Source organism: Caulobacter sp. 05T431 (assembly GCF_056665975.1).
Genome location: NZ_JBFTKU010000014.1, coordinates 32288 through 49061, shown reverse-complemented (window position 1 = coordinate 49061; position 16774 = coordinate 32288). Strand labels below are relative to the sequence as shown.

General features: G+C 69.9%; 15 protein-coding genes. 6 read left to right on the top strand and 9 right to left on the bottom strand.

The window, feature by feature from the left end:
• Window positions 1-2: 2 nt before the first annotated feature.
• From AC1U89_RS14110 to AC1U89_RS14090, 5 genes are all read left to right on the top strand, one after another.
• Entirely contained in the window at window positions 3-626 is a 624-nt protein-coding gene (locus AC1U89_RS14110; RefSeq protein WP_479900322.1) for a cysteine dioxygenase family protein, read from the top strand.
• Window positions 623-2200 (top strand): rhodanese-like domain-containing protein, encoded by a 1578-nt coding sequence (locus AC1U89_RS14105; protein WP_479900321.1) that lies wholly within the window; start codon window positions 623-625, stop codon window positions 2198-2200. Before AC1U89_RS14110 ends, AC1U89_RS14105 begins: the two co-directional genes overlap by 4 nt.
• A gap of 10 nt (window positions 2201-2210) precedes the next feature.
• Complete coding sequence (locus tag AC1U89_RS14100; RefSeq protein WP_479900320.1) at window positions 2211-2852, top strand: glutathione S-transferase family protein; 642 nt, start codon at window positions 2211-2213, stop codon at window positions 2850-2852.
• Between the two features lie 93 nt (window positions 2853-2945).
• Complete coding sequence (locus tag AC1U89_RS14095; RefSeq protein ID WP_479900319.1) at window positions 2946-4040, top strand: LLM class flavin-dependent oxidoreductase; 1095 nt, start codon at window positions 2946-2948, stop codon at window positions 4038-4040.
• Between the two features lie 4 nt (window positions 4041-4044).
• Window positions 4045-4644 (top strand): flavin reductase family protein, encoded by a 600-nt coding sequence (locus AC1U89_RS14090; protein ID WP_479900318.1) that lies wholly within the window; start codon window positions 4045-4047, stop codon window positions 4642-4644.
• 9 nt (window positions 4645-4653) lie between these two features.
• On the opposite strand, the gene AC1U89_RS14085 is transcribed toward AC1U89_RS14090, so the two are convergent.
• From AC1U89_RS14085 to AC1U89_RS14050, 8 genes are all read right to left on the bottom strand, one after another.
• Window positions 4654-5349 carry a TetR/AcrR family transcriptional regulator gene (locus AC1U89_RS14085; protein WP_479900317.1) on the bottom strand — a complete coding sequence of 232 codons (696 nt, stop codon included), beginning with the start codon at window positions 5347-5349 and terminating at the stop codon, window positions 4654-4656.
• A gap of 137 nt (window positions 5350-5486) precedes the next feature.
• On the bottom strand, window positions 5487-7121 hold the full coding sequence (locus AC1U89_RS14080) for a carboxylesterase/lipase family protein (RefSeq protein WP_479900316.1): 1635 nt from the start codon (window positions 7119-7121) through the stop codon (window positions 5487-5489).
• Between the two features lie 76 nt (window positions 7122-7197).
• Window positions 7198-9474 carry a TonB-dependent receptor gene (locus AC1U89_RS14075; protein WP_479900315.1) on the bottom strand — a complete coding sequence of 759 codons (2277 nt, stop codon included), beginning with the start codon at window positions 9472-9474 and terminating at the stop codon, window positions 7198-7200.
• Between the two features lie 225 nt (window positions 9475-9699).
• Window positions 9700-10485, bottom strand: a complete 786-nt coding sequence (locus tag AC1U89_RS14070; protein WP_479900314.1) for a polysaccharide deacetylase family protein — start codon at window positions 10483-10485, stop codon at window positions 9700-9702.
• A 9-nt stretch (window positions 10486-10494) separates the two neighbouring features.
• Window positions 10495-11331, bottom strand: coding sequence for a glycosyltransferase family 2 protein (locus AC1U89_RS14065; protein WP_479900313.1), 837 nt, complete (start codon window positions 11329-11331; stop codon window positions 10495-10497).
• A gap of 134 nt (window positions 11332-11465) precedes the next feature.
• Complete coding sequence (locus tag AC1U89_RS14060) at window positions 11466-13850, bottom strand: TonB-dependent receptor (protein ID WP_479900312.1); 2385 nt, start codon at window positions 13848-13850, stop codon at window positions 11466-11468.
• Between the two features lie 173 nt (window positions 13851-14023).
• Window positions 14024-15019 carry a FecR family protein gene (locus AC1U89_RS14055; RefSeq protein ID WP_479900311.1) on the bottom strand — a complete coding sequence of 332 codons (996 nt, stop codon included), beginning with the start codon at window positions 15017-15019 and terminating at the stop codon, window positions 14024-14026.
• Between the two features lie 97 nt (window positions 15020-15116).
• Window positions 15117-15614: an RNA polymerase sigma factor gene (locus AC1U89_RS14050; protein ID WP_479900310.1), complete on the bottom strand. Its 498-nt coding sequence runs from the start codon at window positions 15612-15614 to the stop codon at window positions 15117-15119.
• 202 nt (window positions 15615-15816) lie between these two features.
• Between AC1U89_RS14050 and AC1U89_RS14045 the strand changes: the two genes are divergently transcribed.
• Window positions 15817-16284 carry a hypothetical protein gene (locus AC1U89_RS14045; RefSeq protein ID WP_479900309.1) on the top strand — a complete coding sequence of 156 codons (468 nt, stop codon included), beginning with the start codon at window positions 15817-15819 and terminating at the stop codon, window positions 16282-16284.
• Here AC1U89_RS14045 and AC1U89_RS14040 read toward each other — a convergent pair.
• On the bottom strand, window positions 16278-16766 hold the full coding sequence (locus AC1U89_RS14040; protein ID WP_479900308.1) for a molybdopterin-binding protein: 489 nt from the start codon (window positions 16764-16766) through the stop codon (window positions 16278-16280). The genes AC1U89_RS14045 and AC1U89_RS14040 overlap by 7 nt on opposite strands.
• Between the last annotated feature and the right edge of the window lie 8 nt (window positions 16767-16774).

The window sequence follows — 16774 nt, the reverse complement described above, 5'->3', positions numbered from 1 at the left end:
CGATGAGTACGCTTCGTTCCCCTCCCAAGCTCCACAGGCTGGCCGAGTTCGTCGGCGACGTGGGAAGCCTTCTCGATCGCACGCGCGACGAGGACGTGATCCTCGCGGACGGCGCTCGGCTGCTGGCGGGGCTGATCGCCCGGGACGACTGGCTGCCGGACGCCTACGCCCAGCCGGACCCGACCCGCTACCAGCAGTACCTGCTGCATTGCGACAGCCGCGAGCGGTTCAGCGTCGTCAGCTTCGTCTGGGGACCGGGCCAGGCGACCCCGGTCCACGACCACACCGTCTGGGGCCTGGTCGGAGTGCTGCGCGGCGCGGAGCTGTCGCAGCGTTTCGCCCGGCGCGGCGACGCCTTCGCGGCCATCGGTCCCGTCCACCGTCTGGAACGYGGCGAGGTCGAGGCGGTCTCGCCGACCGTCGGCGACGTGCACCAGGTGACCAACGCCTTCGACGACCGCGTCTCGATCAGCATCCACGTCTACGGCGACAATATCGGCGCGGTGAAGCGCTCGACCTATGACGCCGCCGGCCGGCCCAAGCCCTTCGTGTCCGGCTACGCCAACACCACCCTGCCCAACCTCTGGGACCGCTCCAGACCCGTCCTGGCCGAGATCGACGCATGACCCTGCTTACCGTCACCCCGCGCGAGGTCCGTCAGGACTGGATCGCCCGTCGCGAGATCGCCCTGCTGGACCTGCGCGAGGAAGACCCGTTCGCCCGCGCCCACCCGCTGTTCGCCTCGCAACTGCCGCTGAGCCGGCTGGAGCTGGAAATCCTGGACCGCGTCCCGCGCAAGGACGCCAAGATCGTGCTGTACGACGACGGCGAAGGCCTGGTCTCGCCGGCCGGCAAGCGCCTGGCGGCCCTCGGCTACACCCAGATCCGCGCGCTGGCTGGTGGGCTGCAGGGCTGGAAGGACGCCGGCTACGAGCTGTTCGAGGACGTCAATTCCTACAGCAAGGCGTTCGGCGAGCTGGTCGAGGCGCGGCGGCACACCCCGTCCCTGCCCGCCCAGGAGGTCCAGGCCCGGATCGACGCCAAGGCCGACCAGGTGATCCTCGACGCCCGCCGGTTCGAGGAATACGCGGTGATGAGCATCCCGGGCGGGATCAGCACCCCGGGCGCTGAGCTGGTGCTGCGGGCCCGCGAGATCGCGCCCGATCCGGCCACCACCATCATCGTCAACTGCGCCGGCCGCACCCGCAGCCTGATCGGCGCCCAGTCGCTGCTGAACGCCGGCGTCCCCAACCCGGTCTTCGCCCTGCGCAACGGCACGATCGGCTGGACCCTGGCCCAGCAGACCCTGGAGCACGGTCAAGGCCGGCGCTTCCCGGCGGTCTCGGACCAAGGCCTGGAAGACGCCCGCGCCAAGGCCCGCGACGTGGCCTATCGCGCCGGGGTCCGGCGGATCGACGCCGAGGGGCTGGTCGACCTCGCCCAGGACCGCAAGCGCACCCTCTACCGCTTCGACGTCCGCACGCCCGAGGAATACGCCGMYGGCCACCTGCCSGGCTTCSSCWSSGCGCCSGGCGGCCAGCTGGTGCAGGAGACCGACGTCTTCGCCCCCGTGCGCGGCGGCCGCATCGTGCTGGCCGACGACCTGGGGCCGCGCGCCGACATGAGCGCCTCGTGGCTGGCCCAGCTGGGCTGGGAGGTCTACGTGCTGGACGGCGGATTCGACGGCGAGCTGGAGACCGGCGCCTGGCGACCGGCCGCGCCGTCGATCCCGACCGTCGAGACGATCAGCCCCGAGGACTTGGCCGTGGCGCTGGGTGACGGCGCGGTGGTGGTGCTGGACCTGGCGCCCAGCCCCGTCCATCGCAAGGGCCACGTCCCCGGCGCCTGGTTCGCGATCCGCGCCCGCCTGGCCGAGGCCTTCGAGCGCATCCCAGAGGGCCTGCCGATCGTGCTGACCTCGCCCGACGGCCGACTGGCCCGGCTGGCGGCGGCCGAGGTCGAGGAAATCTCGGACCATCCGGTCCGGGTGCTCGACGGCGGCACCGAAGCCTGGACCAAGACCGGTCGCCGGCTGGACACCGGCCTGGTCCGCGCCGCCTCCGATCCTGAGGACGTCTACAAGCGTCCCTACGAAGGCACCGACAACGCCGCCGAGGCCATGCAGGCCTATCTGGACTGGGAGTTCGGCCTGGTCGACCAGCTGGCGCGCGACGGCTCGCACGGCTTCTTCGTGATCTGAGACGGCCCGCATGTCCTTGAAACTCTATTTCGCCCCCGGTTCATCGGCCTTCGCGCCGCTGATCGCCCTGGAGGAACTGGGCGTCGCCTACGACGTCCATCCCATCGATCTGGCGGCCGGCGAACAGCGCCAGCCGGCCTATCTGAAGGTCAATCCGCGCGGCCGGGTGCCGACCCTGGCGGTCGACGGCGAGCCGGTCACCGAGGTGCTGGCCATCCTGACCTACCTGGCCCACGCCTATCCGCACAGCGCCCTGCTGCCGCTGGCCGATCCCCTGAAGCTGGCCCACGCCTACGAGGTGATGAGCTGGTTCGCCAGCACGGTGCACGTGGCCTTCTCGCAGATCGCGCGGCCCGAGCGCTTCGCCGACGACGACACCGTCAAGGCCGCCCTGGCCACGCCCGGCGAGGCGCGCTTCCACCGCACCCTGACCGACATCGAGCGCCTGGCCCAAGGCCCCGGCCCCTGGCTGCTGGGCGAGGACTTCAGCGCCGTCGACGCCTACGCCCTGGTGATCTGGCGCTGGGCCGAACGCCGCCGGATCGACACCTCGGCCTATCMGGCCTGGAGCGCCAAGGCCGCCCGCGCCCTGGCTCGCCCGTCCGTCCGCCGGGCCCTGCGCAAGGAAGCCGCGCCCAAGGTGCCGGCCTGATGAAATCTCCTGATCAAACCCTTGAGAAAACCTCGTTTTCCCAATCGATCCTCATCTTCGAAAATCGCCCCTAACCTAGATCGGAGCGCCTCCATGCCCGTCGAGTTCATCGGCTATATCGGCACCCAGCATCAGTCCGAGATCCACCCGGCCCAGGGCCCCGTGATCGATCGGACCTATGTCGAGCGCGTCGCCCGCGCGCATGAGGACGGCGGCTTCGACCGCGCCCTGGTCGCCTTCGGCTCGACCTCGCCCGAAAGCCAGCTGGTGGTGGCCCACGCCGCCTCGGTGACCCAGCGCCTGGGCTTCATGATCGCCCACCGTCCCGGCTTCACCGCCCCGACCGTCGCCGCCCGTCAGCTGGCGACGCTGGACCAGTTCTCGGGCGGCCGCGTGGCCGTGCACATCATCACCGGCGGCTCGGACGACGAGCTGGCCAAGGACGGCGATCATCTGACCAAGGACGAACGCTACGCCCGCACCAGTGAATACCTGGACATCGTCCGCCAGGAATGGACCAGCGAAAAGCCGTTCGACTACAAGGGCGACTACTACAACGTCGTCCAGGCGTTCGGCGGGGTGAAGCCGCTGCAGAAGCCGCAGATACCGGTCTATTTCGGCGGTTCGTCCGAGGCGGCCATCCCGGTGGCCGGCAAGCACGCCGACATCTTCGCCCTGTGGGGCGAGACCCAGGCCCAGGTGGCCGAAACCATCGCCCGGGTCCGCCACGCCGCCGCCAAGCACGGCCGGCAGGTGAAGTTCTCGCTGTCCCTGCGGCCGGTGATCGCCGAGACCGAAGAGGCGGCCTGGGCCAAGGCCGACGCCATCGTCGCCCAGACCAAGGCCCTGCGGGAAAAGGCCGGCCTGCCCACCACGGGCCACACGCCACCCAACGCGGGTTCGCAACGGCTGCTGGACGCCGCCAAACAGGGCACGCGGCTGGACAAGCGCCTGTGGACCGGCGTCGCGGCCGTCACCGGCGCGGCGGGCAACTCCACCGGCCTGGTCGGTACGCCGCAACAGGTGGCCGAGGCGCTGCTCGACTACTACGACCTGGGCGTCTCGACCTTCCTGATCCGCGGCTTCGATCCGCTGGACGACGCGGTCGCTTACGGCCGTGACCTGATCCCGCTGGTCCGCGATCTGGTCGCCCAGCGCGACGCCAACCCGACGGCCGCGGCGGGCTAGGACAATGGCCTACGACGCCGATCCGCGCTGGCTGGGCGACGCTTCCTGGCCGAACGCCACGCCGTTCGCCGACGCCTCGTCCGGCGCCGAACCGCCCTACGATCTCCACGCCTCGCCGGTCGATCCGCCGATCGCGCCGGGGGCCTTCAAGGAGGCCCTGGCCCGGCTGGCCAGCGGCGTGGCGATCATCTCCTGCTGGGACGGCGCCACGCCCAGGGGCCTGCTGGTCAGCTCGATCACGGGCCTGTCGGTCGATCCGCCGCGCTTCCTGTTCTGCGTCCGCAAGGAAGCGTCCAGCCACGACGTCCTGGTCCGGGCGGAACGGTGCGGCGTGGCGATCCTGGCCGAACATGACGAGGCCGAGGCCCTGCGCTTCTCGAGCTCCAGCCTGAGCCACGAGCGCTTCTCGCCCGAAGCCTGGCGGCTGACGGACGAGGCGCCGCCGACCTACCGGGGCGGCCTGTCGACCACCACCTGCACCATCGATCAGCGGATCGACACCGGTACGCACACCGTGTTCATCGCCACGGCCGCGGCGGTGACGCTAGCCCCCGGCCAGCCACTGGTGGCCCACGACCGGGCCTTCCAGCGCCTGGCGATCTAGACGGGGACCTCAGCCCCCGGCCTTGGCGGCGCTCTTCCCGCAAACCTGGAGGAAGCCGGCCGCCATGAACGAGGCCATGCGTTCCTTGACGGCCATGAAGTCGTCGGACCGGCACACCCCGCCAGACAGCTTGTCGATGCGGCCCGTGCGGGCCAGGGTCAACATCAGGGCCCCGGTGACGAAGTGATAGCCCCAGAAGATATCGGCCTCGCTGCAGCCCGGCAGCGCCTTCCGCAGGATGGCGATCAGGCGCAGGACGACGGGATCGAAATGCTCGTCCATCAGCGCCGCGCCCCATTCGGGGGTGTTGGCGACCAGGGCGCCCAGGGCGGCGTAGTTCTTCCAGCCCTCCCCGCCCTCAGTATAGAGGTCCAGGTCCGTGTCCAGGAAGGCGCGCAGAGCCCCCTCCACCGTGGGCTTGTCGCCCGCCTCGGCGTCGTAGGCGTCCAGCGCCTTCATGCGCCGCTCGTTGGTGATCACCGCCCGACGGGCGAAGACCGCGTCGAACAGCTTCTGCTTGTCCTCGAAATAGTAGTTCAGCAGCGTGTGGTGGACGCCCACCCGCTTGGCCACGTCCTTCAGCGTCACGCCGTAGAGCCCGTGCTTGGAGAACAGATATTCGGCCGCGTCGAGGATCTGCTCCATCGTCTCGGCGCGCTGCTCCGCCTTGGTGGAGCGCCGCCGGGGTTTTACGTCTTCGGACAATAGACTTCTTTCCGTCTCAAGCTTGGGAAACCGGATGGGACCGGACTCATCAGTCCCCTAATTTGAATCTCGACCTCATCTTGGCGAACTTGCCGGTGGACGCCAGAGGCATGTGCGGTCGGCGGACGATCCCGTGGTCAGCATCGGGGGTCCGCCGGCGGCAAGGGCGGCGAAAGGATCCCCACGTTCCAGTTCCACGGGACGCCGCCCTTGGCCCGGCGGCGGCAGACGACCTGCTCGTTCAGTTCGTACATGCCGGACATCAGGTGCTCGCCGGGCTTCGGGCCATCGGCGAAGGCCATGTAGGCGCGGTCGGCGCCGTAGGGACGCCAAGTCGGCCGCCCCTGGGCGCTGGGGACGCCGTCGCGGGCGAAGGCGGTCCAGTAGCCGACCATCGCGTCCGACAGGCCCGTCTCCTCCGGCGTGGCCGGGATCCTGGGCCAGGCCGGGGCCGTCCGGTCGGTCGTGCCGAAGACGTAGGGGATCTCGCTCGCGTGGAAGCCGTGCAGGCCGGCCGCCTCGGCGGCGGGGTAGCCGTGGTCGAACAGGTAGAGGAAGCCGGCCTGCCCCACGGCCGTCTGCTTGGCGACCAGGCGCTCGGCCGTCCAGCCATAGAGCGCGTCGCGCGGCGTCGCCAGCACGCTCTCGGCCAGGTCGGCGGAGGGATAGAGCTTCAGATAAGCCTCGGCCAGGTCGCCATAGCGCTTGCGGATTTCCGCCTCGTAGGTCGCCGCGTCGGCCGGGACCGGCGGCGCCAGGACCCGCAGCGAACGGATCTCGCCGCTGTTGAAGCCGGCCAGGATCGGCACGCGGGCCTGTTCGCCCAGGTCGAACACGTCGACCAGCTGGCGGGGCAGCACGCGGCCGTCGATCGTGCCGAACGGCGCGTAGCCGGCCTTGGCGGCCGCATCGGTCAGTTCGCCGGGGCTCATCGCCCGCAAGGCGGCCAGGTCCTTGGCGCCCAGCTTGTAGGCCACGTAGGTCCCGACGGTCTCGGCCGGATAGTCGCCGAACGCGCTGGCCCGCAACTGCGGGGTCGAGATCATGTAGGCGCTCTGGGTGATCGCCTTGTGGAACAGCCCTCGGGCCTGGGGCGCGGCCATCAGGTACATGACGCTGAGCCCGCCGGCGGACTCGCCGGCGATGGTGACGTTCGACGGGTCGCCCCCGAACGCCGCGATATTGGCCTTCACCCAGCGCAGGGCGGCGATCTGGTCCAGCAGGCCGTAGTTGCCCGACACGCCCTCGCGGGATTCCTTACTCAGCTCGGGATGGGCCAGATAGCCCAGTACGCCGAGCCGGTAGTTGATCGACACCACCACCACGCCCCGCTCGGCCAGCCTGGCGCCGTCATAGATCGGCTCGCTGCTCGCGCCCGTGGTCAAGGCTCCGCCGTGAATCCACACCAGCACCGGGGCCTTGTCCGCCTTGGCCGGCGCCCAGACGTTCAGCGTMAGGCAGTCCTCGCTCATCGGCCCCACGTCGCTGGTGTAGACGCCGGCGGGACCCTTGGGCTGGTAGCAGGCCGGGCCGAATTTCGTGGCGTCGCGCACGCCCTTCCAGGCGGACGCCTCGGCCGGCGGACGCCATCGCCGCCAGCCGGTGGGCGGCGCCGCATAGGGCAGCCCCTTGTAGACGTTCAGGTCGCCGGCCGCCGCGCCCTGGACGGCGCCGGCCGACGTCTGGACCACCGGTCCGGACGACTGGGCCGACACCGGGGTCGCCGCCAAGAGCGCGACGGCCAGGGCCAGGCCCCGGGGAAGCAACGACATCGGAAGTCTCTCCTCCTGGCGCCCGCCCCGACCGCGTCGAACGCGCGGTCGGGGCGGTGCGACGATCTTCGCCGGCCTAGAAGTCGTAGCCCAGGCGCACGCCCACCGTCCGCGGCCGCAGCGTGGCGTAGCGGCTGGCCAGGAACGCCTCGGGGTGGACATAGGTGATCGAGTGGTTGTCGAAGAGGTTCTCGACATAGGCCCCGACCGTCAGGCGATCCATGGCCACCGCGAAGTTGGCGTTGACGTTCTCGTAGGCGTCGGTGAAGCCGTAGGTCGGGCTGACCACGCCCGGCTGGCCCGGCACGTTGGGGAACGAGCCCGGATAGTTCCCGACGTGCTGGAACACCACCGAGGCGTTGGCCCGGGCCTTGGGCGACAGGTCGAAGCCGTAGTTCACGTAGAGCGAGCCCTGGAAGTGCGGCGCGGCCAGGCGGGCGTCGTCCACGGCGCCCGAGATGGCCGCCTCGGCCGGGGTCAGCTTGGTGACCTTTGCGTCGTTGAACGAGCCGTTCAGCCCCACGGTCAGGCCCGTCGCCGGGGCGACCACGACCTCGAACTCGATCCCCTTGCTGATCGCCCCGCCGATATTGGTGGCGAACTGCACCGAGTCCGAGACGCGGTTGGCCTGGACCTGGATGTTGCTCCAGTCGATCAGATAGGCCGCGAGGTTGGCGCTGAGCGTGCCGTCGAACCAGCGGCCCTTCAGCCCCACCTCGTAGTTGGTCAGGTCGTCGGAGTCGGCGCCGTAGGGGATGATCAAGTCGTTGGGGTTGACCACGCTGGGCCGGCCGGCGAAGGCGTTGACCACCGGAGTGCGGAAGCCCGTCGAGACCGTCGCGTAGGTCGTCATGTTGGACGACGGCTTGTACGACAGGCTGAGCTTGTAGGACGGCTTGGTGGCCTTGGCCTTCACGCCCGCCGCGGCCGGGATCGGCACCATGGCCAGTGGTCCCGAGATGCCGAAGATCGCATAGGTCAGATAGGCGCTGTTGTAGCCGCCCTCGGTGAAGCCCTGGGCGTCGGTGCCGCCGTAGCGCATGCCGGTGGTCAGCCAGAGCTTGTCGTTGATGTGATAGGTCAGCTCGCCGAAGCCAGCCAGTTCGTGCGAATTGATGTGGGTGTACTGGCGCTGATAGTACTCGTCCGGCAGGCCGGTGATGCCGTGGGACGCCAGGTACTGCGGCGAGGACCGGTAGAAGTAGTCCACGTCCAGGCGGCGATCGAGATAGAAGCCGCCGACCACCCAGTCGAACTTGCCGCCGGGATCGGACGCCAGGCGCGCCTCCTCGACGAAGGTGCTCTGGTAGCCGTTGGCGTCCAGGCCGAAGGCGATGCCGGAGGCGCCGAAGGTGCCGGCCAGGTCGACCCAGAACTTCTGGTCGAACATCGAATAGGTCGACGAGCTGGTCAGGTGCGCCCCGTCGAACTGGTAGTCGACCGTGGCGTTGTAGCTGGTCAGCTTGCCCACGAAGAGGTCGGGCCGGTCGGAGATGCGCTTGTTGCGTCCCAGCGACGGGATGATCAGCGAGGAGTCCTTGGGATTGCTCTTCTCGTAGGAGGCCAGGAGCTTGACCGACAGGCGGTCGGTCGGCTTCCACAGCAGGGTCGCGCGCCCGCCGCCGTCGACCAGGGTGTTGGAGTTGTGGATCCCGGTCCCGAGGTTGTCGACATAGCCTTCCTCGTGCCGGTAGAAGCCGACCACACGCAGGGCCAGCTCGTCCTTGACGATCGGCAGGTTGACCATGCCGTTGTAGCGCTGGCGGAAGGAATCCGACCCGGTCAGGCCGAAGTCGACCAGGGCCGAGGCGTCGTATTCGTCCAGGTCGKGGCTCTTGGTCAGGATGCGCAGCGCGCCCGACAGCGAGCCGGACCCGAACAGCGTGCCCTGCGGGCCGCGCAGGAACTCGACCCGCTCCAGGTCGTAGAGGTTGGGATCCAGCACCGTGGTGTTGCCGATCGTCGAGATCGGCAGTTCGTCGATATAGATCGCGACCGTGCTCTGCAGGTTGGCGCCATAGCCGTTGGTGGCGACGCCCCGGGCGGTGAAGTTGTTGAAGTTGGCGGTGGGCTTGTTGAGCACGACGCCGGGCGTTTCGCGCGCCAGGCCCTCGTAGCCGACGATGCCCTTGGCCGTCAGGTCCTTCTGCGAGAAGGCGGTGACGCTGAGCGGCACGTCCTGCAGCTTCTCATTGCGGCGGGTCGCGGTGACCACGACCTCGTTGAGCTGAGTGCTGTCGGATGAGCCGGCGGCCTTGTCCTGGGCCGCAGGAGACGCGGTCTGGGCCTGGGCGGCCACGGACGTCGACACCAGCGCGGCGGCGCACGCCGTCGCGAGAAGAACTACCTTCATGCGCTTATCTCCCCGTGCGCCGATCGTGAATGCCGACGCTTATGTCAGCGAGGCTGCACCCGAGGTCGCCCGCTGTCAACACTCACTATCATGAGCGTGAATATTCCTGTTCGCATGAAGATTTCATGCCCGGACGGGATAAGAACCTCCGTCAAACCCTTGATATTTATGGATTTCCCCAGTGCGCGCGACGCGCGGGCGGATCGACGGCCGGAGCGCCCTGCCCTAGCCGGCCTTGAGCGCGGCCTGGACGCCGGCGACGCTMGCGCCGGGCCTGGCCCGGCGGAGGACCGCGCGGGCGACCGGTCTGGCGACCGGCAGGAAGGCCTCGAGGAAGCGCCAGGCGCCCTCGTCATGATCGAGGTGATGGGTCAGCAGGCCCACCGGCTCGTCCCACGCCCCCGCCGCGCGGCGCTCGACCAGCAACCGGCGGGTCCGCATCAGGAAGCGCACCGCGCCCCGGAACCGCGGCGCCGGCTTCCAGCGCATGACGTCCAGGTGGGCGTCGAGGCGATCGGGCTCGGCGGGACCGCGCATCTCGCCGTAGCAGGACAGGCCGAGGCCCCGCAGGGCCAAGGCCTGCTTCAGGGTCGGATGGGCGTTGTTCCACGGCGGCACGAACAGGCTGGGCCTGACGCCGGCGCGGCGGAAGACGTCGACCGCCGTGGCCAGGTCGGAGACCACGTCGGCCAGGCGATCCAGGTCGTTGACCTCGCCCGAAGGCCAGCCCGGCGGCGCCCGGTTCTCATGTCGGAAGCCGTGAACGGCCAGCTCCGCGTCGGGGATCGCGCGGCAGGCCTTGGCCAGGGCCGCGATGTCGCCGTCCGGCACGGCCGCCAGGGTGATCGGCGCCTCGAAGCGCACCGACAGGGCCAGCAGGCGGTCGAGCGCCGGCGTGGGCCGACGCGCGTCGTCGTCGCGCCACCAGAACACCGGCGCATGGCCGCGGGCCTTCCATCGGGCCAGCTCCGGCCCGATCAGGATCGCGATCAGAAGACGATGCAACGACACGATCAGGGCCTAGGCCGAATGACCCAGCCGGGTATCCTCGACGGTCAGGCCGATCACCGCGCCGCCCCCGGAATGCACGGTCTGGACGCCGTTCAACGCCCGGATCTCGCGCGCCTTCAGGTTCGAGAGCAACGGATAGAGGCCGGCCATGATGGCGATCAGGAAACCCATGTCGCCCTCCTTGTAACCCTTGCGCGACACGTAGCACTTGTAGAACCGGCGCACGCCCCGGAACAGGTCGTCCCACAGGCTCTTGATCTTGCCGCTGTCGGCCAGGTCCTGGCCGCGCAGGGCGGTATAGCGGTTCAGGCGCTGGACCATGTCGGCGATGTCGTCGTCGACCTTGTGCAGGATGGCGTTGTGCAGCCGGCCGCCGTAGACGCCCGTGAAGATCGTGCCGGGATGGACCCGCTCGCTCTTCCAGCTCTTCACGCCCCTGCGGAACAGACGGGCCACCGACGACGCGCCGAAGGAGCCGCCCCAGCCGTGGCGCACCAGTTGAGCGCCCACATAGTTGTCCACGGGCACCTGGTGCCAGTCAGCGGTCGAACGAGCGACGGTCTCGCGGATTTCGCGGGCCAGGGCCGGCGTCACCGCCTCGTCGGCGTCCAGCTCGAGAATCCAGTCGCCGCGACAGGCCGCGACGCCGGCCTCCTTGCGCAGCCCCTCGACGGGGAAGATGCCCGAAACGACCCGCGCGCCCATCTTGCGGGCGATGGCTTCACTGCGGTCCGTGCAGCGATCGGCGACCACGACGATCTCGTCGCAGAACGCCAGGCGCTCCAGACATTCGGCCAGCCGCGCCTCCTCGTTGTGGACGCAGACAAGTCCTGACAGGACAGACATAGAATTTCCCCGACCTGGGGGCGCCTTCCGAATCTGCCCCCGTCAGAGAAGAGACGTCGCCAAGCTCAGGGAACCTCAGAACTTTTTCCGCGTTCGCGCGAGACGGACCGGCCGGAGCCCCTGGCCGGACACGCCTAGAAGTCCCGCGAAACCAGCAGGCTCCAGGTACGGGGCCGCAGCGGCGTGACCTGGCGCACCTGGCCGAAGCTGAACGGATTGCCGTAGGCGAAGGTGTCGCTGGAGGCGTTCGCGGGGTTGGTGACCGCCAGGGTCCAGCGCCAGTCCCGGACCGCCAGCTCGGCCGAAAGGCGGCCGGTGACATAGCCGCCCATCGACGGGGAAAGCCGGCGATCGAAGGTCAGGCGCGACTGGCCCACATATTCGACCTCGGTGGTCAGCACCAGACGCCGGCTGGCGGTCAGGTCCTTCTGATAGCGCATCATGGCGCCGGCCGAGACGTCCGGCACGCCGGGAAGCTCGCTCTGGGCCGCCGAGGCGAAGTTGGGGTCCACCTTGCTCAGGCGGGGACGGTTGAACAGGGCGTTGAGCTCCAGGGTCAGGCCCTGGGTCGCCAGCATGGTCGCCTCGACCTCCAGGCCGGTGTTGCGTCCGTCGCCGACATTGGCCGTGTAGGACAGGCCCGAGCTCAGGTACTGGTCGGTCTGGATGTCGGTCCAGACATCATGGAACAGCGCCGTGCGCAGGATCATGCGCCCGTCCCAGGGCCGGACGCTGGCGCCGATCTCGTAGTTGCGCAGATGGTCGGGCTTGAACGAGCCGCGCAGGGCCGACGGCGCGACCAGGCCGCCCGAGTTGAAGCCGCCCGAGCGATAGCCTTCCGAGGTCAGCAGATAGACCAGCCCGCCGCCGGCCCAGGTGCGCTGGAGCGAGAATTTCGGCGAGATGCCCGTGAAACGCGCCTTGCGGTCCATGTCGCGCGACTGCCCCGGCGACGGGGCCTCGACCATCGAGGTGGTGTGGACCTCGCTGCGGAACGCCCGTCCGCCCAGGCTGGCGGTCCAGCCGCCGCCCAGGTCGTAGGCGGTCTCGCCATAGAGCGCCAGTTCGCGCCGCCGATCGCGACGGGCCTCCAGATAGATCAGGCGCGACGGATTGTAGGCGGTGCGGGCCCGCAGTTCGCCGTCGTTGTCCTCGAGGCTGGCCAGGCCGTACAGCCCGACCAGCCAGCGGAAGCGGTCGCCGTCGGGCGACGACAGCACGGCGTCCTCCACCAGCATCCGCACCTTGCTGGCCTCGTCGAACAGGCCGACATCGACCGAGGCCGCGCCGGCGCCGTTCAGGGCCGCCGTGGCGTCGAACCGGCTGGCGAACCGGTGGCGGACATAGCCCGTCGACGATACGAACCGTCCCCAGTCGCCCGCGCCCGTGATCGTCAGCGCGCCTTGCTGCAGGACGTTATCGTGGGTCTCGCGCACCTGGTTGGCGCGCTTCTGGCCGCCCAGCCCGGGGGTGGTGTACTGGCTGTCCGTCGCGTGCAGGTCCTGGCGGGCGCCGGAGAGCGTGATCGACCAGTCCGGATCGATCGCCACCGAAACGGCCGCCCGGCCGCCGATCCGCGTGGTGCGGTCGACGTTCGAGAGGCGCAGGTTGACGTCGTCGACATAGCCGCCATCCACGTCGCTGTAGGCCACCAGACGGACCGCCGCGCGGTCGGTGGCGACCGGCAGGTTGAGGACGCCTTCCAGGCGGCTGCTGGGCGAGCCGGATTCCGTGGCCGCCGCGCCGGCCAGGACCGATCCCGACCATTCGTTCAGCACCGGCTTGGTGGAGACGATCCGGTAGACCCCGCTCAGCGATCCGCCGCCGTAGAGCGCGCCCTGGGGGCCGCGCAGGATCTCCACCCGATCGACGTCGATCAGGCGCAGGTCCGGATCGGGCGCGTTGTAGGTCAGGGGGATGTTGTCGAGATAGGTGCCGACGGTCTGCTGGGTGCGGCCCGTGAAGGTGCCGTCCGACAGGCCGCGCAGCATGATCTTGTTGCGGGCCGCGCCGAGGTTGGTGGTGATGAAGCCCGCGGCCTGCTGGGAGATGCTGGTCGTGTCGATCGCGCCGGTGTCGCTCAGCCGTTCGGCGCTGATCACGCTGACGCCGCCCGCCGCGGCCCCCAGGCGCGTCGGGCGCTTGGTGGCGGTGACGATCACGCCGTCGAGGGCGGCGACGGCCACCGGCGCCGTCGGGGCGGCGGCGACCGGCGGCTTGGCGCGCGCCGCCGTCGGGGCGGGATGGATCACCACCGTGGCGTTGGGGAGAATCTCGAACCGGCAGGGCGCGTCGGCCGTCACCGCCTCCAGCGCCTGGCGCAGGGTCAGGGTCCCGACCACGGGGCCGCTGCGTCCCGGACAGGACGACGCGCCCCCGAGCGTGACCCGCGCCTGCAGGCCCAGGTCGATCAGCGCCTCGGACCGGGGCTTGGCGGGGATCTTGAAGGCGAAGCGGGCCGGCGCGGCCTGCGCCGCTCCAGCCGGGACCAGGCCGGCCAGGACCAGGCTCGACGCCATCGACAGGAGGAGGAAGCGGGGAAGGCGGCCGACGGCGAACGCGCCGGAACGCTCCGGTTCGTCAGATCGAAATCGAAGCTGGGATTCCGTTTCCGAAATCATCGGGCTCCAGCTCTATCCCCCTAGAGCTCAAGCTTCGCGCTTCGAACGATTCCAGGCCCTTCAGCAAGGCTCTAGCGCGCCCGGATCACGATAGCGTCTTCGGTCGTCGTCGTTTTGACGGGAAGCAGGTGTGACAGTCTATCGACCATCGCATCCTGTTCGTCGACGATCAACACGCCGGAAAGTCGCATATTGGCGACCCTGGCGTCGCCCAGCTTCACCGGACGCGGGAAAAGCCGGTTCATGTCCCCGGCGATCTGGGAAAGCGGCTGGTCGCGATAGATCAGCCGACCCTGGCGCCAGCCCGCGACCTCCTCGACGGCCACGGCCTGGAGTTTGGCGTCCGCCGCCTGGCCCTCGCGGTGCGAGAGCCCCTGCCCTGGCCTGAGCCGGAACGGCGTGGCGCCGGCGGCCAGGTTGGGGCGCACCTCGACCAGGCCGCGCTGGACGTTGACCGCCACCTGCCCGTCGCGACGCCGGACGTCGAACTGGGTGCCCACCACCCGCACCTGGGTGTCGCCCGCCGCGATCAGGAACGGTCGCGAGGAATCCTTGGCCACGTCGAAGAACACCTGGCCGTCGTCCATCTTGATCCGGCGCGCGTGGCGCTCGAACCGCACGGTCACGCGCGAGGCGGCGTTCATGTCGATGCGCGAGCCATCCTCCAAGGCGATCGCCCTGCGCTCGCCGACGCCGGTCACATAGGTAGTTTCGTGTCCGCCGATCAGGCCCTTGCTGGGCACGAGGACCGCGCCGGCCACGAAGGCGGCCGCGATCGCGGCGCCGGCCGACCACATCCAGACCCGCCGCGCCGGTCGCAGCGGGACCACATTGGCCGCCAGGGGCGCGGCGACGGGCGCGGTTTCCGCAAAGCGCGTGTCGAGGTCCAGCCCCCGATCGAAGGCCAGGGCGTCGTCATAGGCCTGGGCGTGGGTCGGCGAGGCGGTCAGCCAGGCGTCGAACTCCAGCCAGTCGCCCTCGGTGACGGTCTCGCCCTGCAGGCGGACCAGCCACGCGATCGCGGCCTCGGACGTCTCGGCGTCGATGTCTGTTTGGGCGCGCGTCATTTCGCTCCGTCCCGACGCCACGTTGCGTCCTCGCAAGGATAAGACGTCACCAAGTCGGCGGAACCTCCAAAACCCGTTCCAGAAACAATAGTCGCCCTCATGACAGCTTGGCCATCAGCGCCTTCAGGGCGGCGCTTACATGCTTTTCGACCGAACTGCGACTGACCCCCATGGCGGCCGCGGTCTCAGCGTGACTGAGACCGTCCAGCTTGTGAAGCTTGAAGGCGCGCGCCACCTGCGGCGGCAGGGTGTCGATCGCTGCCATCATCAGCCGCAGGCGCTGGCGGCCGGCCACGACCTCCTCGGCCGACGGGACGTCGGCCACCTGCTGGTCGCCCAGCATGGCGCCTTGCAGGCTGCGCCATCCGCCGTCGCGCGCGCTGGCGCGGGTCTGGCTGCGCAGCCGGTCGAGCATCAGGTTGTTGGCCATGCGGAACAGCAGGGCCGAGCCGTCGCCCTCGACCTCCACCTCGCCCAGGGCCTGCACCTTCAGGAACAGGTCCTGGATCAGGTCCTCGGCTTCGCTGACCGAGCGCAGCCTGGCGGCGAAAACGCGCACCAGATTGGCCCGCTTCTCGCCGTACAACCGGGCCATCGGCGTGATCGTCGAAGGTGGGGCGGGCAGCTCGGGCTCCAAAGACTCAGTGCGGCGAAAGGGTTGCGGCGAGTCCTTAACCTAGGCCGCTGACGCCCGCCGGTCCAGCGCACCGAACACCCTCTTGTTGCGATTGACTCGCAACAAGATTGGCGACTAGATGATGCGAATTATTCGCAACAAGCGCCGAGCGGAGGCCGCCATGACCGCCAGTTCCACACCCCTCCGCTGGACCACCGGTCCGACGGTCGGCGAGAAGCTGCTCCTGGGCGCGATGCGGCACTGGGCGGTGCTGAGGTCGGCGGGCGAATCCCCCGCCCGCCTGGTCGCCCAGGCCCTGGCGTTCCGGGCGTCGAACCGGACCGGCGGACTGTTCGTCGCCTGGATGCAGTCGGTCGAGGCCAGCCTGCGCCGGCCGATCCAGGTGGAGTGCCCGGCCTGCGGCGGCATTTCCACGGACGAGCAGCGGCTGATGGTCTCGTGCGGCCTGGCGGGAACCGCGACGGCGGCGGGCGAGACGCTGCTCGAGCCGCTGCTGATCGATTCCCAGCCGACCATGGTGCTGGCGCGCGCCCTGAACGCCGCCCTGCGGGTCGACGGCTATCCCCTGCCCGTCCGGCTACGCGACGAGCCCGCCGAGCCCGCTCCCGAGCCGCCGACCTTTCACTGAGGCTTGGCGGCGGCCAACCGCAGCACCTCGATCTCGTTCACCATGCGCGCCGACCGCGCGGGCCGCAGGTCGCCCTCGGCCACCAGCTTGAAGGCGCCGTCCTTGCCGCTCAGCGGCGCGCCGTCCGCCTTGTCGGCCAGGATGACGCGGTTGGCGCGGGTGCCCGGGTCCAGCTCGGCCAGGCCGAACGCCACCTGGTAGCCGTCGGACGCCTTGACCAGCACCACGTCGGCCATCTCCGGCCCGTGGATGGCCTTGCCGGTCGGGGTCCCGACCTTGGCCACCACGTCGATCAGCAGCGGCCCCTCGTAGACGTGCTTCTCGCCGTGGGCGTCGAAGGCGACGCTGACGCGCGGCAGGGCGGCGATGTCCGCCGCGCTGAGGCTGGCCGCCTCGCCCGAGGGCCCCTTCAGGGTCACGGATTGAGCGAAGGCCCCGGTGGCCAGGCCGGCGAAGCAGAGGGCGAGAGCGAGGGTTTTCACGAAGCGAT